General features: G+C 74.6%; 17 protein-coding genes. 15 read left to right on the forward strand and 2 right to left on the reverse strand.

All coding sequences use genetic code 11. The annotated features are described in order from the left end of the window. Positions 1-11 precede the first annotated feature (11 nt). Positions 12-1808 carry an aspartate--tRNA ligase gene (gene aspS / locus ACK8HX_RS16720; protein WP_411941848.1) on the forward strand — a complete coding sequence of 599 codons (1797 nt, stop codon included), beginning with the start codon at positions 12-14 and terminating at the stop codon, positions 1806-1808. Between the two features lie 3 nt (positions 1809-1811). Here aspS and ACK8HX_RS16725 read toward each other — a convergent pair whose 3' ends face one another. Then, the gene (locus ACK8HX_RS16725) at positions 1812-2636 is read right to left on the reverse strand and encodes an alpha/beta fold hydrolase (protein WP_411941849.1); all 825 of its coding nucleotides are present in this window, start codon (positions 2634-2636) and stop codon (positions 1812-1814) included. Between the two features lie 68 nt (positions 2637-2704). Further along, on the reverse strand, positions 2705-3505 hold the full coding sequence (locus ACK8HX_RS16730; protein ID WP_411941850.1) for a GNAT family N-acetyltransferase: 801 nt from the start codon (positions 3503-3505) through the stop codon (positions 2705-2707). An 83-nt stretch (positions 3506-3588) separates the two neighbouring features. Here ACK8HX_RS16730 and ACK8HX_RS16735 point away from each other — a divergent pair, with 83 nt between their 5' ends. The 14 genes from ACK8HX_RS16735 to ACK8HX_RS16800 all read left to right on the forward strand — a co-directional run bounded on the left by ACK8HX_RS16735 (position 3589) and on the right by ACK8HX_RS16800 (position 18574). After that, positions 3589-5007 carry a replication-associated recombination protein A gene (locus tag ACK8HX_RS16735; protein ID WP_411941851.1) on the forward strand — a complete coding sequence of 473 codons (1419 nt, stop codon included), beginning with the start codon at positions 3589-3591 and terminating at the stop codon, positions 5005-5007. A 16-nt stretch (positions 5008-5023) separates the two neighbouring features. Further along, entirely contained in the window at positions 5024-5383 is a 360-nt protein-coding gene (locus ACK8HX_RS16740; RefSeq protein WP_411941882.1) for a DUF948 domain-containing protein, read from the forward strand. Continuing rightward, positions 5380-5730, forward strand: coding sequence for a hypothetical protein (locus tag ACK8HX_RS16745; protein ID WP_411941852.1), 351 nt, complete (start codon positions 5380-5382; stop codon positions 5728-5730). The genes ACK8HX_RS16740 and ACK8HX_RS16745 overlap by 4 nt, the downstream gene beginning before the upstream one ends. 119 nt (positions 5731-5849) lie before the next feature. Further along, positions 5850-8540 (forward strand): alanine--tRNA ligase, encoded by a 2691-nt coding sequence (gene alaS / locus ACK8HX_RS16750; protein WP_411941853.1) that lies wholly within the window; start codon positions 5850-5852, stop codon positions 8538-8540. Beyond that, a complete protein-coding gene (gene ruvX / locus ACK8HX_RS16755) occupies positions 8540-9088 on the forward strand; it encodes a Holliday junction resolvase RuvX (RefSeq protein WP_411941854.1) in 549 nt (182 codons plus the stop codon). The genes alaS and ruvX overlap by 1 nt, the downstream gene beginning before the upstream one ends. Continuing rightward, positions 9085-10260, forward strand: a complete 1176-nt coding sequence (gene mltG / locus ACK8HX_RS16760) for an endolytic transglycosylase MltG (RefSeq protein ID WP_411941855.1) — start codon at positions 9085-9087, stop codon at positions 10258-10260. Before ruvX ends, mltG begins: the two co-directional genes overlap by 4 nt. Next, a complete protein-coding gene (locus ACK8HX_RS16765) occupies positions 10254-11078 on the forward strand; it encodes a shikimate dehydrogenase (protein ID WP_411941856.1) in 825 nt (274 codons plus the stop codon). Before mltG ends, ACK8HX_RS16765 begins: the two co-directional genes overlap by 7 nt. Continuing rightward, positions 11075-11758 (forward strand): prepilin peptidase, encoded by a 684-nt coding sequence (locus ACK8HX_RS16770; RefSeq protein WP_411941857.1) that lies wholly within the window; start codon positions 11075-11077, stop codon positions 11756-11758. The genes ACK8HX_RS16765 and ACK8HX_RS16770 overlap by 4 nt, the downstream gene beginning before the upstream one ends. Positions 11759-11782: 24 nt before the next feature. Continuing rightward, complete coding sequence (aroC, locus tag ACK8HX_RS16775; protein ID WP_411941858.1) at positions 11783-13015, forward strand: chorismate synthase; 1233 nt, start codon at positions 11783-11785, stop codon at positions 13013-13015. Continuing rightward, a complete protein-coding gene (locus ACK8HX_RS16780) occupies positions 13015-13518 on the forward strand; it encodes a shikimate kinase (RefSeq protein WP_411941883.1) in 504 nt (167 codons plus the stop codon). The genes aroC and ACK8HX_RS16780 overlap by 1 nt, the downstream gene beginning before the upstream one ends. Further along, positions 13515-14603: a 3-dehydroquinate synthase gene (gene aroB, locus ACK8HX_RS16785; protein ID WP_411941859.1), complete on the forward strand. Its 1089-nt coding sequence runs from the start codon at positions 13515-13517 to the stop codon at positions 14601-14603. Before ACK8HX_RS16780 ends, aroB begins: the two co-directional genes overlap by 4 nt. A gap of 111 nt (positions 14604-14714) precedes the next feature. Next, positions 14715-15905, forward strand: coding sequence for a cell wall-binding repeat-containing protein (locus tag ACK8HX_RS16790; protein WP_411941860.1), 1191 nt, complete (start codon positions 14715-14717; stop codon positions 15903-15905). A gap of 187 nt (positions 15906-16092) precedes the next feature. After that, positions 16093-17277, forward strand: coding sequence for a cell wall-binding repeat-containing protein (locus ACK8HX_RS16795; RefSeq protein ID WP_411941861.1), 1185 nt, complete (start codon positions 16093-16095; stop codon positions 17275-17277). A gap of 115 nt (positions 17278-17392) precedes the next feature. Further along, positions 17393-18574 (forward strand): cell wall-binding repeat-containing protein, encoded by a 1182-nt coding sequence (locus ACK8HX_RS16800; RefSeq protein WP_411941862.1) that lies wholly within the window; start codon positions 17393-17395, stop codon positions 18572-18574. The last annotated feature ends 99 nt before the right edge of the window (positions 18575-18673 follow it).

An 18673-nucleotide genomic window follows, 5' to 3' on the forward strand; every position in this document is an offset into this window, starting at 1 on the left:
AAGGACCCCCCGTGCTCCGCACCCACGAGGCCGGCACCCTGCGTGCCGCCCACACCGGCCAGACCGTCACCCTCACCGGCTGGGTGGCGAAGCGGCGCGATCACGGCGGCGTGGCCTTCATCGACCTCCGTGACGGCAGCGGGGTCGTCCAGGTCGTCGCGCGCGACGAGGTGCTCACGGGTGCGGCCCACGACCTGCGCAGCGAGTACGTCGTCAAGGTCATCGGCGAGGTCGCGGCGCGCGAGGAGCGCAACGTCAACCCCGACCTGCCCACCGGTGAGGTCGAGGTCGTCGCCGCCTCGATCGAGGTCCTCAACGCCTCGGCCCCGCTGCCGTTCCAGCTCGACGAACGCGTCAGCGTCGGTGAGGAGGCCCGCCTCAAGCACCGGTACCTGGACCTGCGCCGGCCGGGCACCCAGTCGGCCGGGCACGCCATCCGGCTGCGCTCGAAGGTCAACGCCGCCGCCCGCCGCGTCCTCGGGGCGCGCGACTTCGTCGAGATCGAGACGCCGACCCTCACGCGCTCCACGCCCGAGGGCGCCCGCGACTTCCTCGTCCCGGCCCGCCTCGCGCCGGGCTCCTGGTACGCCCTCCCGCAGAGCCCGCAGCTGTTCAAGCAGCTGCTCATGGTCTCGGGGATGGAGCGGTACTACCAGATCGCCCGCTGCTACCGCGACGAGGACTTCCGCGCCGACCGCCAGCCCGAGTTCACCCAGCTGGACATCGAGATGAGCTTCGTCGAGCAGGCCGACGTCCTCGAGCTCGGCGAGGCCGTCGTCCGCGAGATCTGGTCGCTCATCGGGGTCGACCTCCACGCGCCGTTCCAGCAGATGACGTACGCCGAGGCGATGCGCCGGTTCGGCTCCGACAAGCCCGACCTGCGCTTCGGGGTCGAGCTCGTCGAGTGCACCGACTACTTCCGCGAGACCCCCTTCCGGGTGTTCCAGGCCGAGTACGTCGGCGCCGTCGTCATGCCGGGCGGCGCGAGCCAGCCGCGCAAGCAGCTCGACGCCTGGCAGGAGTGGGCCAGGCAGCGCGGGGCCCGTGGCCTCGCCTACGTCCTCGTCCAGGAGGACGGGACGCTCGCGGGCCCGGTCGCCAAGAACCTCTCCGAGGCCGAGCTGGCCGGCCTCGCGGCCCACGTCGGCGCCCAGCCGGGAGACTGCGTCTTCTTCGCCGCGGGTGCGACCAAGCCCTCGCGGGCCCTCCTCGGCGCCGCGCGCGTGGAGATCGCGCGGCGCTGCGACCTCGTCGACGAGTCCGCGTGGAGCTTCCTCTGGGTCGTCGACGCGCCGCTCTTCGAGCCGGCGTCCGAGGCCGTCGCCGCCGGTGACGTCGCCGTGGGCGGGGGCGCGTGGACCGCGGTGCACCACGCGTTCACCTCGCCCAAGGCCGAGTTCCTCGACACGTTCGACACCGACCCGGGCCCGGCCCTCGCGTACGCCTACGACATGGTCTGCAACGGCCACGAGATCGGCGGCGGCTCCATCCGTATCCACCGCCGCGACGTCCAGGAGCGGGTCTTCGCGGTCATGGGCCTGGCGCCGGAGGAGGCGCAGGAGAAGTTCGGCTTCCTCCTCGACGCCTTCCAGTTCGGCGCACCGCCGCACGGTGGCATCGCGTTCGGCTGGGACCGCATCGTCATGCTGCTCGGAGGCTTCGAGTCGATCCGCGACGTCATCGCCTTCCCGAAGTCCGGCGGCGGCTACGACCCGCTCACCGACGCGCCCGCGCCGATCACGGCGGAGCAGCGCAAGGAGGCCGGGATCGACGTCAGGCCCGAGCCGCCGGCGGCGCCCTCCGCCTGAGGGCTACCGCGCGAGGAAGTCGAGGAGGACGCGCGCCACCTCGTCGGTGTGCGAGTCGACGATGCCGTGCGGCCCGCCCGCGACGACGTGCAGCTCGGCGGAGTCGACCCGGTCGGCGACCCGCCGGCCGGACTTCTCGATCGGCACGATGGCGTCGGCGTCGCCGTGGACGACGAGCACCGGGACCGTGAGGCCGGCGACGTCGTCGTCGAAGTCGGTGGCCCAGGCGCGGATGCACTGGACGGCCGCGTGCACGTCGGCCTGCGCGGCGAGACCGAGGGCGACCTGGCGCTGCTCCTCGGTCACCTTCAGCTCCCCGTCTGCGGAGAAGAAGTTCGTGAGGAACCCGTCGAGGAAGCCCGGCGGGTCCGCGGCGAGCCCGGCCTGCATCTGGCGGATCGTCGCGTCGTCGAGGGCACCGTCGGGGTGGTCGTCGTCGAGGGTGAGGTTCGGCGGGATCGCGGCGAGGAGGGCCGCGCTGCGGACCCGTTCGGCCCCCCGGGTGCCGAGGTGGCGAACGACCTCACCGCCGCCCATCGAGAAGCCGACGAGCGTCGCGTCGGTGAGGTCGAGGTCGGTGAGGACGGCGTCGAGGTCACCCGCGAACGTGTCGTAGTCGTAGGAGGACTCCTCGCCGGGCTTGTCGGACTGCCCGAACCCGCGGCGGTCATAGGTGACGACGCGGTACCCGGCGCCGGTGAGGGCGGGGAGCAGCGGCGCCCACGAGGCGCCGCTCAGGGGCCAGCCGTGGATGAGGACGACGGGGCGTCCCTCACCCCCGGAGTCCTCGACGTGGAGATCGACCGAGCCGTTGCTGATGGTGGCCATCGTGCGCCTTTCCTCGGGGGTGGTGGTCCCACCGTAGGCACAGGTCGGGGCGAGGGGGAGGGTCGCGGTCAGCCGAACCAGCGGCTCGTCCACTCCATCCCCGTCGTGAAGCCGAGCCGGTGGTAGAGCGCCCGCGCGACCTCGTTGTCGGCGAACATGCCGAGGGCGCAGGCACCGACCTGCTCGACGGCTTCGCGGGTGAGGCGGGCCGTGACGGCTGCTCCCCACCCCTCGCCGCGCCGGGCCGTGTCGACCGCGATGCCCGCCAGGGTCGGGGTGCCGGCCTGGGAGGGCTCGCTGCCCCCGACCGCGACGAGACGGCCGTCGTCGTCGCGGATCGCGACCCAGCGCTGGCCCGGCCGGGCGAAGGGCTGGCCGTGGGTGCGCGGGGAGTGGGCCTCGAGGAACGCCTCGGTCTCCTCGCGGTCCCGCCGGTTCAGGTCCGTGACCCGGTCCTCGCCGGGGACGGGAGGAGGTGCGGTCCGGGTCCACAGCCAGTCCCAGTCGCCGCCGCGGTCGCCGACGTCGAGGCGGTCCACGACGAGGTCGACCATCCCCCGCGGGGCGCTGACGTGCCGGTTGTCCCCACCGGTCACCCAGGCGCGGACGTCAGGATCGTCGAGGAGGGTGGCGAGCCCGTCCCGGCTGCCGAGGACGGCGGTTCCCGGCACGCCGTGGTCGGAGCGGCGGTGCACCGCGACGGCACCCTCCGGCAGGGCACCCGCCGCGTAGGCGGGTGCGACGAAGCCGGCGCCGATGTCGAGGGCGAGCACGGGGTGTCCGCCGGCCGAGGCCGCGACCTCCTCCACGGTGGCGAGGCGTCGCACGGGGCCGAAGCCGTCGACGGCGGCGCCCGCGCTGCTGGTCATGGCGCCAGCGTGCCACGGGGGCCCCCGAGGCGGGAAAGTGGAGGCGGCGGGGGTTGTCGCCCTCGGCGGATAGCCTCGTGCGCGTGAGCCAGGACGGGACCGACCTGTTCGGCGCGGCGGTGGCCGACGCCGGGGGAGCGGCGTCCCCGGCGGCGCTCCCACCGCTCGCGGTCCGGATGCGGCCGCGCACCCTCGACGAGGTCCGCGGCCAGGCCGAGGTGCTGCGCCAGGGGAGCCCGCTCCGGCGGCTCATCGAGGGCAGCGGCGGCGCGGCCGGCCCGCTCTCGGCCATCCTCTGGGGGCCGCCCGGCACCGGCAAGACCACCCTCGCCCACCTCGTCGCGAGCGCCGCCGACCGCGAGTTCGTCGAGCTGTCCGCGGTCACCGCGGGCGTCAAGGACGTCCGGGCCGTCATGGAGGGCGCCCGGCGGGCCCGCGACCTGTACGGCCGCCAGACCGTGCTCTTCCTCGACGAGATCCACCGCTTCACCAAGGCCCAGCAGGACGCCCTGCTCCCGGGCGTCGAGAACCGCCAGGTCGTCCTCGTCGCCGCGACCACCGAGAACCCGTCGTTCTCCGTCATCGCCCCGCTGCTCTCGCGCGGCGTCCTCGTCACCCTCGTCCCGCTCACCGACGACGAGGTCTCCGACGTCCTCACGAGCGCGACCACCGACGAGCGCGGCCTCGCGGGCGCGTACGCCCTCGCGGACGACGCCCGCGAGCACCTCGTCCGGCTCGCCGGTGGCGACGCCCGCCGCGCCCTCACCTTCCTCGAGGCGGCGGCCGGGGTGGCCGAGGACGCCCTCGCGCCCGGCGCCGAGCGCCCCGACGTCCTCCCGGTCACCCTCGCCCAGGCCGAGCAGGCCGCCGCCCACGCCGCGGTCCGCTACGACCGCACCGGCGACCAGCACTACGACGTGGCCTCCGCCCTCATCAAGTCGATGCGCGGGTCCGACGTCGACGCCGCCCTGCACTACCTCGCGCGGATGCTCGAGGCCGGGGAGGACCCGCGGTTCATCGCACGGCGCGTCGTCATCAGCGCGTCGGAGGACGTCGGCCTGGGCGACCCCACGGCGCTGCAGACCGCGGTCGCCGCGATGCACGCCGTCGCGCAGATCGGCATGCCGGAGGCGCGGATCATCCTCGCCCAGGCCGTCGTCCACAACGCCCTGGCGCCGAAGTCGAACGCCGCCTACCTCGCCATCAACGAGGCCATCGCCGACGTCCGGGCCGGCAGGGGCGGCCCGGTCCCGCTCCACCTGCGCGGCAGCGGCTACGGCGGCGCCGGGCGGATCGCCGAGTCGGTGGCGCAGGCGTCGGGGAAGGGCAGCGCCCCGTCGTACGTGTACGCCCACGACGAGCCCGACGCCGTGGCACGTCAGCAGTACCTCCCCGACGACCTCGCCGGCACGACCGACTACTACCGACCCACCGACCGCGGGTTCGAGGCGCGCCTCCAGGAGCGGTGGCGCTGGCTGCGCGAGCGTCTCGGCCGCGGGTAGGGTCCTCGCCATGACGGTGACGCTCGGAGGGATCGCGGGACTCATCGCCGCGCTGGCATTCGCGTTCCTCGTCGTGCGGCTCGCGTCGCTCGTCGGGAAGGCCGGCCGGATCCTCGACGAGACCGCCGCGAGCGTCCGCACGACGAGCGACAACATCCAGCCGACGCTGAAGTCCCTCACCGACACCGTCGGCCTCACGAACGACCAGCTGACCCGGGTCGACGCCATCACGAGCTCGGTGAGCACGATGACGACGAACGCGTCCGCCCTGACCTCCGTCGCGGCTGCCACGGTCGGCTCCCCGCTCATCAAGGTCGCCGCCTACAGCTACGGCGTCCGCACCGCCGTGCGCGGCCTGCGCAGGGGCACCCGATGAGGCTGCGCACCGTCCTCCTCGCGGCCGCCGCGGTCGGGGTCGGGTACGCCGTGTGGCGGTTGCCGGCCACGCAGCGCTTCGTGGCGACCGTCCGCGAGGCCTCCGCCGAGCGCGAGGCCGAGCTGCGTGAGGCGGTCGAGGTCGCGGTCCGCACCGACGCCACGACCCGTGCCCCCCGCCACGCCGAGGGGGCCACCGTGCCCGACCTCGACGTCGACGCCGGCTGGGACCGCAGCGGCGAGCGGGCCCGCACCACCGCCCTCGGCGAGGGCGACCCCGGCCGCTCCCTCACGCCCGAGGAGGCGCGCGCCCTCCTCCTCGACCCCACCGGCGAGCGAGCTCCGTAGGGGCCGCGGCGCCCCCGCCCCCGACCCTCCCCACCCACCGGTGCCCCGCCGGGCGGGCATACGATGTCGCCTGCCCGTGCCGGAGGCACCCCCAGCAACGACCGAGGACTGATCCCGAAATGGAAACCGCAGAGATCCGGCGACGCTGGCTCGCGTTCTTCGAGAAGAACGGCCACACCGTCGTCCCCTCCGCGCCGCTCATCCACGACGACCCGAACCTGCTGTTCGTCAACGCCGGCATGGTGCCCTTCAAGCCCTACTTCCTCGGGCAGCAGACCCCCCAGTGGGACCGGGCCACCAGCGTGCAGAAGTGCGTCCGCACCCAGGACATCGAGGAGGTCGGCAAGACCTCCCGCCACGGCACGTTCTTCCAGATGAACGGCAACTTCTCCTTCGGCGACTACTTCAAGGAGGGGGCGATCCGCCTCGCCTGGGAGCTCGTCACCACGCCCCAGGACCGGGGCGGGTACGGCCTCGACGCCGACCGGATCTGGCCGACGGTCTACGAGGACGACGACGAGGCCTTCGGCATCTGGCGCGACACCATCGGCCTGCCCGCCGAGCGGATCACCCGGCGCGGCAAGCTCGACAACTACTGGCACATGGGCGTCCCGGGTCCCGGCGGCCCGTGCAGCGAGATCTACCTCGACCGCGGCCCCGAGTACGGCCGGGAGGGCGGCCCGGCGGTCGACGAGGACCGCTACCTGGAGTTCTGGAACCTCGTGTTCATGCAGGAGGAGCTCTCCGAGGTCCGCGCCAAGGACGACTTCGACATCGCCCGGCCGCTGCCGAAGAAGAACATCGACACGGGCATGGGCCTGGAGCGCATGGCGACGCTGCTGCAGGGCGTCGACAACCTCTACGAGATCGACGAGGTCTACCCCGTCCTCGATCACGCCGCCGAGCTCACCGGCACCCGCTACGGCGCCCACTCGGGCCACATGGTCAGCGAGTCCCACCCCGACGACGTCCGCCTGCGGGTGGTCGCCGACCACGTGCGCTCCTCGCTCATGCTCATCGGCGACGGGGTCACCCCGGGCAACGAGGGCCGGGGCTACGTGCTGCGCCGGATGCTGCGCCGCGCGGTGCGCTCGATGCGCCTCCTCGGCTACGAGGACCCCTGCCTGCCCGAACTGCTCCCCATCTCGATGGAGCGGATGCGGCAGAGCTACCCCGAGCTCGAGACCGGCTTCGAGCGCATCGCGCAGATCGCCTACGCCGAGGAGGAGGCGTTCCGCCGCACCCTCGCGGCGGGCACGACGATCCTCGACACCGCGGTCAGCCGCACCAAGGAGCAGGGCGGCACCACGCTGGCGGGTGCGCAGGCGTTCCAGCTGCACGACACCTACGGTTTCCCCATCGACCTCACCCTCGAGATGGCGGCCGAGCAGGGCCTCGAGGTCGACCGCGCGGGCTTCACCCGCCTCATGCAGGAGCAGCGCGAGCGCGCCAAGGCCGACGCGAGGGCGAAGAAGGCCGGGCACGCCAACACCGAGGTGTGGCGTGACCTCCGCGCGATCGGCGCCACCGACTTCCGGGCCTACCACGAGCTGACCAGCGAGGCCACCGTCCTCGGCCTCGTCGTCGACGGTGAGCGGGCCGAGGAGGTCGAGCCCGGGCAGCGCGCCCAGGTCGTCCTCGACCGCACCCCGTTCTACGCGGAGTCCGGCGGCCAGATCGCCGACGAGGGGGTCATCACGGCCGACGGGGTGCACCTGAAGGTGCTCGACGTCCAGCGCCCGGTCAAGGGGCTCATCGCGCACACCGTCGAGGTCGTCACGGGGCCGCTGCGCGCGGGCTCGAGCGTCCTCGCCGAGGTCGACCCCGAGTGGCGGCTCTCGGCGTGCCAGGCGCACTCCGGCACGCACGTCGTCCACGCGGCGCTGCGTCAGGTGCTCGGTCCGTCCGCGCTGCAGTCGGGCTCGTACAACAAGCCCGGCTACCTGCGGCTCGACTTCGCCTGGGGGCAGGCGCTCTCGGCGCAGACCCGCAGCGAGATCGAGGACGTCGCCAACCTCGCGGTCCGCAAGGACCTCCCGGTGTCCGCGACGTACATGCCGCTCCCGCAGGCCCGCGAGATCGGCGCGCTCGCGCTGTTCGGCGAGACCTACGACGAGGACGTCCGCGTCGTCGAGATCGGCGGTCCGTGGAGCCGTGAGCTCTGCGGTGGCACCCACGTGCAGCACTCGAGCCAGGTCGGCGCGCTCACCCTGACGGGCGAGTCGTCGGTCGGGTCCGGCGTGCGCCGCGTCGAGGCGTTCGTCGGCATCGACGCCCTCCGGTACCTCGCCCGGGAGCGGGCCATCGTCGCCGAGCTGAGCGGCCTGGTCGGCGCCCGTCCCGACGAGCTCGCCGAGCGCGTCGGCGCCATGGTGGCGCGCCTGAAGGACGCCGAGCGCGAGCTCGAGCGGGCCCGTCGCGAGCAGGTCGCCGCGGCGGCGGGGAACCTCACCGACCGGGCCCGTGACGTCAACGGCATCACCTTCCTCGGCCACGACGCCGGGGAGACCGGCGCCGACGACGTCCGCACCATGGTCCTCGACCTGCGCAACCGCCTCGGCGGCGACCGACCCAGCGTCGTCGCCGTCACCGGGGCGGCGAAGGGCCGTCCGGTCGTTGTCGTCGCCACGAACGAGGCAGCGCGCGGCCGGGGCATCAGGGCGGGGGAGCTGGTCCGCGTGGCCGCGGGCGCCCTCGGCGGCGGCGGTGGCGGCAAGGACGACATCGCGCAGGGCGGCGGCCAGGACGTGTCGAAGGTTGCCGACGCCCTCGCGGCCGTCGAGTGGCGCGTCGGGGAGCTCGCCGGCTGATGCCGGGACCCGACCCCAGCGGTCCCGAGCACGCCCCCGAGCCGGGGGTGTGGCTCGGGGTGGACGTCGGCTCGGTCCGGGTCGGTGTCGCGGTCAGCGACCCGCGCGGCGTCCTCGCGACGCCGGTCGAGACCCTGCGCCGGACCCCCGACACGGTCCCCGCGGCCGGCGACAGGGACGTCCGGGCCATCGCGGCGCTCGTCGCCGAACACGGCGCCGTGGGGGTCGTCGTCGGACTGCCCCGCTCACTCAGCGGGGACGAAGGACCCGCCGCGGACCGCGCCCGCACGTATGCTTCGGTGGTTGCGGCGTGCATCGCGCCGGTCTGGGTCCGACTCGTCGACGAGCGGCTCACGAGCGTCGATGCGCACCGCGCACTCCGGGACAGCGGGGTCGCAGGGAGGCGTCAGCGCGCCGTGGTCGACCAGGCCGCCGCCGTGCTGATCCTCCAGACGGCCCTCGACACCGGCCGCAGCACCGGCGCCCCTCCCGGGGAGCTGGTCGGACCACGACGGCGCAAGCCACGGACGAAGGACGCGAGGGCGTGACGCAGCAGCACGACTTCACCGACACGATCTTCGGTGGCCCCGAACCCGGGGGCCGGGCGCACACCCGTTCCGAGCGGCACCGGCGCAAGCCCCCGCGCCGCGGCCCACGACGCTGGCTCATCCTCCTCCTCGCCCTCGTCATCGTCGGTGGGGGCGGCTACCTCGCCGTCACGGCCCTCGCCCCGCTCGTCTCGGGCGTCATCGGCGGCGGCTCGGCCGAGGCCGAGGACTTCCCGGGCCCCGGTGAGGGCGACGTCACCATCACCATCAAGGCGGGGCAGACCGGCGAGGACATCGCGACGACGCTGCGCGACGCCGGTGTCGTCAAGACCCGGTCGGCCTACCTCGCCGCGGCCGCGGGCGACCCCCAGGCCGCGGCCGGCATCCAGCCCGGCAACTACGTGCTGCTCAAGGGCATGCGCGCCGCCGACGCCTTCGAGACCCTCAGCGACCCGGGCAACCGCGCCGTGGCCCGGACCACGATCCGCGAGGGGCTCTGGGTCAAGGAGGTCTTCGCCGCCCTGTCCAAGGGCACCGGCGTCCCGGTCAAGGACTACGAGGCCGCGGCGAAGGACCCCGAGGCGATCGGCCTGCCCCCCGAGGCCGAGGGCCGGCTCGAGGGCTGGCTGCACCCCCTCACCTACGAGTTCCCCGACGACGCCACGGCCGAGCAGCAGCTCAAGACGCTCGTCGGCGAGACCGTCAAGGCGCTCGAGAAGGCGAACGTCCCCCGGGACGAGTGGCTGCGCACCCTGACGATCGCCTCGATCATCGAGGGCGAGGTCAACGGCGACGCCGACCGACCCAAGGTCGCGCGCGTCATCCTCAACCGCCTCGAGGGCGGCCCGCCCAGCTACGGCCTGCTCCAGATGGACTCCACCGTCCACTTCATCGCGCAGGAGCGCGGCAAGGCGGGCACGACGAACGAGCAGCGGGCCAGCGACAGCCCGTACAACACGTACAAGGTCCAAGGCCTGCCCCCGGGTCCGATCGACAGCCCCGGGACGAAGTCGATCGAGGCCGCGGCCAACCCGGCCGAGGGCGACTGGTTCTTCTTCGTCACCGTCGACCCCAGCACGGGCGAGACGAAGTTCGCCGTGACCCAGGCCGAACACGACCGGAACGTGCGCGAGTTCCAGGCCTGGTGCCGCGCCAACGCCGACAAGTGCTGAGGGCGGCGGTCCTCGGGTCGCCGGTCGCGCACTCCCTCTCGCCGGTCCTGCACCGCGCGGGGTACGCCGCGGTCGGGCTCACCGACTGGGTCTACGACGCGCGCGAGGTCGACGAGGCCGGGCTGCCCGCGTTCGTCGAGGGTCTCGACGAGAGCTGGCGCGGGCTGTCGCTGACCATGCCCCTCAAGGAGGCCGCCCTGCGGGTCGCCGCCGATGCCGACCCGGTCGCCACCCGCGCGGAGGCCGCGAACACCCTGGTCCGCCGCGACGGCGGGGCCTGGCACGCCGCGAACACCGACGTCGTCGGGCTGGAGCGGGCCCTGCGACCGCACGTGGGGGAGGCACCGCGCCGCGCCCTCGTCCTCGGGGCAGGAGCGACCGCCCGGTCCGCGGTCCTCGCCCTCGCCGGGCTCGGGGTCACGACCCTCACCGTCCGCGCCCGCGACACCGCCCGGGCCGCCGACCTCCTCGCGTGGGCGCTCGACCTCGGCATCGGCGTCGTCAACGGCTCGGTCGCCGAGATCGGCCCCTGGGTGAGCACGAAGGACGACGTCGTCGTCTCGACCGTGCCCGCGGCCGCCGGCGCCGCCGTCGCCGCGACCGTGCCCGCGGCGCACGAGGGCGTCCTCCTCGACGTCGTCTACGACGGGTGGCCCACACCCCTGGCGCGCGCCGCCGCAGCCGCGGGGATGAGGGTGGTCAGCGGGCTCGACATGCTCGTCCACCAGGCCGCCGAACAGTTCCGCCTCTTCACGGGACGCGACGCCCCGGTGGAGGCGATGGCCGCGGCCGGGCGAGACGCCCTGGCGCGCCGATGACGCCCTGGTGGGTCGTGGCCCTCGCCGCCGTCGCCCTGGGCGTGGCCGGCCACCTCACCGGACGGCAGCTCGCGACCGGCGGCTACCGCATCCCCGAGGACGAGGCGACCCACCCACCCGGGAACCCCTGGTGGACCGGCCCGGCCACCGGCCTGCTCGCCGCCGTCGCCACGCTGTCCGTGGGGGGCGACGCCCGCTGGACGTCCCTGCCGGCCTACCTCCTGCTCGCCTGGCTCACGGTCGCCCTCGTGTGGATCGACCTCGACGTCCACCGCCTCCCGATCGGGCTCGTCGTGCCCGGGGGAGCGGCCGTCCTCGTCCTCCTCGGCATCGCGGCGGTCCAGGCGGGGGGCACGCGCTGGGTCCTGCCCGTCGTCGGGGCGGTCCTCATGGGCGGTGTCTACCTCCTCCTCGCGCTGCTCCCCGGCGGGGGCGTCGGGGGCGGCGACGTCCGCCTCGCGCCGGTGCTCGGGGCCCTGCTCGGGTGGCTCGGCGTCCTCCACCTCGCCGTCGGCATCGCAGCCGGTTTCCTCGTCGGCGGGATCGGGGCCCTGGCCCTGCTGCTCCTGCGCCGGGTGGGGCTGCAGTCGCCGATCGCGTACGGGCCCGCGATGTGCCTCGGGGCCTGGGTGGCGGTCGCCGGGACGTCCCGGATCCTGACCTGGCTGCTCGGTGGCTGAGACGCGCGTGGAAGGATCGACGCCATGCTGCGCTGGCTGACCGCCGGGGAGTCGCACGGGCCCGCCCTCGTCGCGACCATCGAGGGGCTGCCCGCGGGCATCGAGGTCCGGACGGCCGACATCGCCGCCGCGCTCGCCCGCCGGCGCCTGGGCTACGGCCGTGGCGCCCGCCAGAAGTTCGAGCAGGACGAGCTCGAGATCCTCGGCGGCGTCCGGCTCGGCCGCACCCTCGGCTCGCCGGTCGCGCTGCGCATCGGCAACAGCGAGTGGCCCAAGTGGCAGACCGTCATGAGCCCCGACCCCGTCGCCGACGACGAGTACGCCGCCTCCGACGACGTCAACGCCGAGAGGGAGGTCGCCCGCAACCGGCCGCTCACGCGCCCGCGGCCCGGGCACGCGGACCTCGTCGGCATGCAGAAGTACGGCTTCGACGACGCCCGCCCGGTGCTCGAGCGGGCCTCCGCGCGGGAGACCGCGGCCCGCGTCGCCCTCGGCGCCGTCGCCGCGCGCCTGCTCGAGCAGGCCTACGGCATCCGGCTCGTCTCGCACACCGTCGCCATCGGTGCGGCCGCGGTCAGGGAGGACGCTCCGCTGCCGACCGCCGACGACGTCGCCGCCCTCGACGCCGACCCCGTGCGGGCCTTCGACCCCGAGGGATCGGCGGCGATGGTCGCCGAGGTCGACGCCGCGCACCGCGACGGCGACACGCTCGGCGGGGTCGTCGAGGTCGTCGCGACGGGACTGCCCCCGGGCCTGGGGTCGCACGTGCACTGGGACCGCCGCCTCGACGCGCGGCTGGCCGCCGCCCTCATGGGCATCCAGGCGATCAAGGGGGTCGAGGTCGGCGACGGCTTCCGCACGGCCGCCCGGCGCGGGTCGGTCGCGCACGACGAGATGGAGCGGGGCGCGGACGGCGTCATCCGGCGCCGGTCCGGACGCGCCGGTGGGACGGAGGGCGGGATGTCGGTCGGCGGCCTGCTCCGCGTCCGTGCCGCCATGAAGCCCATCTCCACCGTGCCCCGCGCCCTCGCCACGGTCGACGTCGCCTCCGACGAGCCGGCCCGCGCCATCCACCAGCGCTCCGACGTCTGCGCGGTGCCCGCCGCGGGCGTCATCGCGGAGGCGATGGTCGCGCTCGTCCTCGCCGAGGCGTGCCTGGAGAAGTTCGGCGGCGACTCCGTCGCCGAGACGGCGCGCAACCACGCGGCGTACCTCGCCGCGATCCCCGCGTCGATGCGCACGTGGGACGACGCCTGATGCCGAGGGTCGTCCTCGTCGGCCCGCCGGGCTCGGGCAAGACCACCGTGGGCGCGCTCGTCGCCGCCCTGCTCGGGGTGCCCTTCCACGACACCGACGCCGCGGTCGAGGCCACGTCCGGCCGGACCATCGGCGACATCTTCGTCGAGGACGGCGAACCAGCGTTCCGCGCGCTCGAACGGGCCGAGGTCGCCCGGGCCGTCGCCGAGGAGGAGGGCGTCGTCGCGCTCGGCGGCGGGGCGCCCGTCGACCCCCGGACGCAGCAGGTCCTCGCGGGGCAGCCGGTCGTCTTCCTCGACGTCGGGATCGCCGACGCCGCGAAGCGGGTCGGGTTCGACCGGAGCCGGCCACTGCTCGCGGTGAACCCGCGGGCGTCGTGGGTGCGGCTCATGGGGGAGCGGCGCCCGGTCTACGAGGCCGTCGCCACCCACCGCGTCGACACGGCCGGACGCTCGGCCGAGGACGTCGCCGCCGAGGTCGTGGCGCTGCTGGAGGCCGTGTGACCGGGGACGAGGTGACGGTGGTCCCGGTCGGTGACGCGTACGAGGTCGTCATCGGGCGGGGGGTGTCCGACCGCGTCACCGACCTGCTCGACGGTGGCGTGCGCCAGGTGCTCCTCGTCCGGCCCGAGCCGCTGGCCCGGCTCGCGGCACCGGTGGCGGAGCGGCTGACCGCGGCCGGCCTCGTCGTCCACGAGGCCGCCGTCCCGGACACCGAGGTCGCCAAGACCGCCGGGGTGGCCGCCGGGCTCTGGGCGACCCTCGGGCAGCACGCGTTCACCCGGTCGGACGCGGTCGTGGCCGTCGGGGGCGGGACCGTCACCGACCTCGCCGGCTTCGTCGCGGCCACGTGGCTGCGCGGCGTGCAGGTCGTCCACGTGCCGACGACCCTGCTCGCCATGGTCGACGCCGCGGTCGGCGGCAAGACCGGCATCAACACCGCCGAGGGCAAGAACCTCGTCGGCGCCTTCCACGAGCCGGCCGGCGTCCTGTGCGACCTGGCCGTCCTCGACAGCCTCCCGCGGGCCGACCTCGTCGCCGGGCTGGCCGAGGTCGTCAAGGCGGGCTTCATCGCCGACCCGCGGATCCTCGAGCTCGTCGAGGCCGACCCGCAGGAGGCGCTGCGGCAGGACGGGCCGGTCCTGCGCGAGCTCGTCGAGCGGGCGGTCCGGGTCAAGGCGGACGTCGTCGCCGCCGACCTCCACGAGTCGTGGCTGCGCGAGGTCCTCAACTACGGGCACACCCTCGGGCACGCGGTCGAGCAGGTCGAGGGCTACCGCCGTCGGCACGGCGAGGCGGTCGCCATCGGGATGGTCTTCGCGGCCGAGCTCGCGCGCCGGGCCGGCAGCCTTCCCGAGGAGGTCGTGGCGCGGCACCGGTCGGTCCTGGCGTCGGTCGGGCTCCCCACGTCCTACGCCGGTGCGCGCTTCGAGGACCTCCTCGCCGTGATGCGCCGCGACAAGAAGGCGCGCGGGGCCCTCCTGCGGTTCGTCGTCCTCGAGGACGTGGGCCGGCCGGTGCGCCTCGAGGGGCCCGAGGAGGCCGACCTGGCGGCCGCGTTCGCCGCCATCGCTCAACCCCTCGCGTGAGACCCGCGCCGGGAACACGGCGTGTCGGGCCCCGGCGTGGGTTACCGTGTCCGCGGCCGGTCGGGGGGACCTCGAGCGGCTCGCCTCTCGACCTTTCCCTGAAGGACTGACATGCGCAGACAGCACCTCGCGGCCGCCGGAGCGGTCCTCACGCTCGCTCTCACCCTGGCCGCCGTGCCGGCATCGGCCGACCCCGGCTCGCTCGCCTCCTCCGACCGCTCGGGCAACCTCGGCCTCAAGCGCTCGGCGACCCTGGAGAAGAAGGACCGCCTCGACGCGCGCTCCGCCGACCTCCCGGACGACGACTACTACCGGATCTCCGGTCCCAACCGGTACGCGACCGCGGTCGCCGTGTCGCAGGAGATCGTCTGCGCCCCGACCGAGCCCGACGCCGAGTGCTACCTCGGCGGTGACGTCGAGCCGGTCGAGACCGTGTTCGTCGCCAGCGGCGCCGACTACCCCGACGCCCTCGGCGCCGGGCCCGTGGCGGCCGGCCTCGGCCCCCTGCTGCTCGTCCCCTCGAGCGGCACCGTGCCGACGATCGTCAAGGACGAGCTGGCCCGCATCCAGCCCAAGTACATCGTCATCTTCGGTGGCACCGGCGCCGTGAGCGCGGGTGTCGCCTCGCAGCTGGCGCCGTACGCCCCCTCCGGCATCGACCGCATCGCCGGCGCCAACCGCTACGAGACCGCGGCGGACGCGGCGCTCGTCAACGACGAGCTGTGGCGCAACAACGACGACGACGGGGACGGCAACCCCGACGACGTGGGTCTCGACACCGTCGTGGTCGCGAGCGGCGCGGGCTTCGCCGACGCGCTCGGTGGCGGCGGCGCCGCCGCGAACAGCCGTGGCTCGCTCATGCTGACGACGAAGGACACCCTGCCGACGTCGACGCGGGCCGCTCTCGTGCAGATCAAGCCCAAGCGCGTCATCGTCCTCGGCGGCACGGGCGTGGTCAGCACCGCGGTCGAGAACGCGATCAGGACCGCGTTGCCCGCCCCCGACACGACCGTCGTGCGCGCAGCCGGGTCGAACCGGTTCAACACCGCCATCGCGCTGTCGAAGACCGTCTTCCCGACGGGTGCGCCCGAGGTGTTCGTCGTCAACGGGTTCAACTTCCCCGACGCGCTGGCCTCCGCCCCGGCGGCCGGCGTCTGGGGCGCCTCGACGCTCGTCGCCCAGCCCACGTGCGTCCCCGCCGGGATCTACAACGAGGCCTTCCGCCTCGACCCGGACTTCGTCACCGGCTTCGGCGGCGAGGGCGTCCTCAGCGACAACGCGATCACCCTCGTCACCTGCTGACGACCGACCCAGCGTGACCCCGCGCCCGCCGGCCCCGTGCCGGCGGGCGCGGTGCGTTGCGGGCGCAGGGACGATGCCACCGCCGACGACCGGCGCGTGAGGGCGGCAAAGACCTGCGGGTGTCGCAGGGGGAGGTTACGATCCCCGCGTGCCGGCGGCCGTCGCCGGACCTGACAGTGGGGATTCCATGAGACATCGTCGTTCCAGCCTGCCCGCCGCCGCCGTCGCGGCCCTCGTCGGCCTCGGGGCCGCTCTCGGCGCGCAGGCACCCGCGGCCGCCGCCGACCGCGCGTACGAGACGCCCGAGTGGGTCGCGGCGGCGGCGAAGGGCTTCGCCGCCACCAAGGCCGCCCGCGCGGCCGCGCAGGAGCGCCTCGGCGCCGCCCGCACCACCGACGGCTACGAGGCCGTCCGCATCGCCGGGGCGAACCGCTACGCCACCGCCGTCGAGGCCAGCAAGGCGCTCTACACCGACGAGGTGCTCGCGTCGACCCCCGTGGAGGTCGCCTTCGTCGCCAACGGGCTCAACTACCCCGACGCGCTCGCGGCCACCTCGCTCGTCCCGCAGTACGGCCCCATGCTCCTCGTGCCGCCCACGGGCACCGTGCCGGGCAACGTCATGGCCGAGCTGAACCGGTTGAACCCTGACTTCGTCGTCATCATCGGCGGTACCGGCGCGGTCTCCGCGGGTGTGGAGTCCCAGCTCGCCACCGTCGCCGAGACCGACCGGGTCGACGGCGAGGACCGCTACGAGACGGCAGGCTATGCCGCCGTCATCACGGACGGCACCTACGAGGGGTCGGACCCGGAGACCCCCGAGCCCGGGGTCGACACGCTCTTCGTCGTCAGTGGCGAGAACTTCCCCGACGCCCTGGCCGCCGGCGCCGCCACCGGTCAGAACCGCGGCGCGGTCGTGCTCACCAAGCGCACCTCGCTGCCGGAGTGGACCGCCATGGCCATCGAGATGATCGAGCCGGAGCGCGTCGTGATCCTCGGCGGCACCGGGTCCGTGTCCGACACGGTCCGCTCGCAGGTCGCCTCCCTCGTGCCGGGCAAGCAGGTCGTCCGCCGCGCCGGCGCCGACCGCTTCGGCACCGCTGCCGCCGTCTCCCTCAACGAGTTCGACCGCCCCGCCTCCGGGATCATGCTCGCCAACGGCCTCACCTTCCCCGACGCCCTCTCGGCCGCCGGGTTCGGCGCGGTCGTCGAGTACCCGCTCCTCCTCGCCAAGGCCACGTGCGCCCCGAAGGCCACGGCCGACGAGGCCGCGGCCCAGACCGCGCTGCTCGGTGCGGGGACCCCGCTCGAGGTCGTCGGTGTCGGCGGCACGGGGGTCCTCTCCGGCGCCGCGCTCGCGCTGACCCGCTGCTGATCCCGGCGAGGGCTGCGACAGTTCGCAACCCACGTCGACCGGCGTCGCGAGGGACGGTTACGATCCCTCGCGACGCCGGCGGTGGTCGCCGGCCGTGACCTTGGGGAACCTCCTGATGAGAGCACGTCGCACGACCCTGTCCACATCGCTGCTCGCGGCCCTCGTCGCCGTCGGTGCTGCCGCGGGGGCTCAGGTGCCCGCGGCCGCCACCGAGCGCTCGTCCGACCTGCCGCGCTGGGCGACGGCCTCGGCCGCTGCCGACGGCGCCGCCCGCACCGCGGCCGCCCGCAAGGCGGCCACGGCTCGGGCGGGCGACGACGCGCGGGCCGCCGAGATCGCCACCGTCCGCATGGCGGGGCCGAACCGCTACGCCACCTCGGTCGCCGGCAGCAAGGCGCTCTACACCGACGAGGTCATCGCGCAGTACCCCCTCGACGTCGTCTTCGTCGCCAGCGGCACCAACTTCCCCGATGCCCTGGCCGCCACGTCCTTCGTCCGCCCGTTCGGGCCCCTGCTCCTCGTGCCCTCATCGGGGACGGTCCCCGCGGTCGTCATGAACGAGCTGCGCCGACTGAACCCCCACGACATCGTCATCGTCGGCGGTGCCGGGGCCGTCTCCAACGCGGTCGCCGCCCAGCTCGCCACGCTCGCGGCCGTCGGTCGGGTCGCGGGTCCTGACCGGTACGCCACCGCAGCCGACGTCGCCGTCATCACCGACGCGGGCTACCAGGACCCGGATCCCGAGGTCCCGCAGGGCGTCGACACCGTCTACGTCGTCAACGGCGACGCCTTCCCCGACGCGCTGGCCGCCGGATCCGCCACCGGGTGGCGACGCGGTGCCGTCGTCCTGACGAAGGCGGGCTCCCTGCCCTCGTCGTCGGCCGACGCCATCGACGCCATCGACCCCGAGCGAGTCGTCGTCGTCGGCGGTACCGGATCCGTGTCCGCGGGCGTGGTCACCACCATCAAGGCCCTGGTCCCCGGCAAGGAGGTCGTCCGCCGCTCCGGCGCCGACCGCTACGGCACGGCGGCCAAGGTGTCGGAGCTGGAGTTCATCCACCCCAACAACGGCATCGTGCTCGCGAGCGGCCTGACGTTCCCGGACGCGCTCTCGGCCGCCGCGTTCGGTGCCGTGGTCGACTACGCACTCCTCCTGTCGCGGCCCACGTGCGCACCGTCGGCCACGGTCGCCGAGGTCGAGAACTACATGCAGTACATCAGCTACCCGTTGGAGGTCGTCGGCTTCGGCGGAGAGGCCGTGCTCTCCGAGGCAGCGCTCGACGTCGTCCCCTGCTGAGCCCTGCAGGCGGCGGTCCGGGCCACGGCCGCGGGCGCGATAGGATCTGAGGCGATCCCCAGCACTCCCTCATGGGGGTGACGCGCGCCCGCGGCCTCC

The organism is Oryzobacter faecalis, from assembly GCF_046764005.1.
Classification (GTDB): domain Bacteria; phylum Actinomycetota; class Actinomycetes; order Actinomycetales; family Dermatophilaceae; genus Oryzobacter; species Oryzobacter faecalis.

Bases quoted from the DNA above. Each gene is read 5' to 3' on its own strand.
- ACK8HX_RS16725 (WP_411941849.1), bottom strand. From the start codon at position 2,636: ATGGCCACCATCAGCAACGGCTCGGTCGATCTCCACGTCGAGGACTCC.
- ACK8HX_RS16730 (WP_411941850.1), bottom strand. From the start codon at position 3,505: ATGACCAGCAGCGCGGGCGCCGCCGTCGACGGCTTCGGCCCCGTGCGA.
- ACK8HX_RS16745 (WP_411941852.1), top strand. From the start codon at position 5,380: ATGAGGCTGCGCACCGTCCTCCTCGCGGCCGCCGCGGTCGGGGTCGGG.
- alaS (WP_411941853.1), top strand. From the start codon at position 5,850: ATGGAAACCGCAGAGATCCGGCGACGCTGGCTCGCGTTCTTCGAGAAG.
- ruvX (WP_411941854.1), top strand. From the start codon at position 8,540: ATGCCGGGACCCGACCCCAGCGGTCCCGAGCACGCCCCCGAGCCGGGG.
- ACK8HX_RS16770 (WP_411941857.1), top strand. From the start codon at position 11,075: ATGACGCCCTGGTGGGTCGTGGCCCTCGCCGCCGTCGCCCTGGGCGTG.
- aroC (WP_411941858.1), top strand. From the start codon at position 11,783: ATGCTGCGCTGGCTGACCGCCGGGGAGTCGCACGGGCCCGCCCTCGTC.
- ACK8HX_RS16780 (WP_411941883.1), top strand. From the start codon at position 13,015: ATGCCGAGGGTCGTCCTCGTCGGCCCGCCGGGCTCGGGCAAGACCACC.
- ACK8HX_RS16790 (WP_411941860.1), top strand. From the start codon at position 14,715: ATGCGCAGACAGCACCTCGCGGCCGCCGGAGCGGTCCTCACGCTCGCT.
- ACK8HX_RS16795 (WP_411941861.1), top strand. From the start codon at position 16,093: ATGAGACATCGTCGTTCCAGCCTGCCCGCCGCCGCCGTCGCGGCCCTC.
- ACK8HX_RS16800 (WP_411941862.1), top strand. From the start codon at position 17,393: ATGAGAGCACGTCGCACGACCCTGTCCACATCGCTGCTCGCGGCCCTC.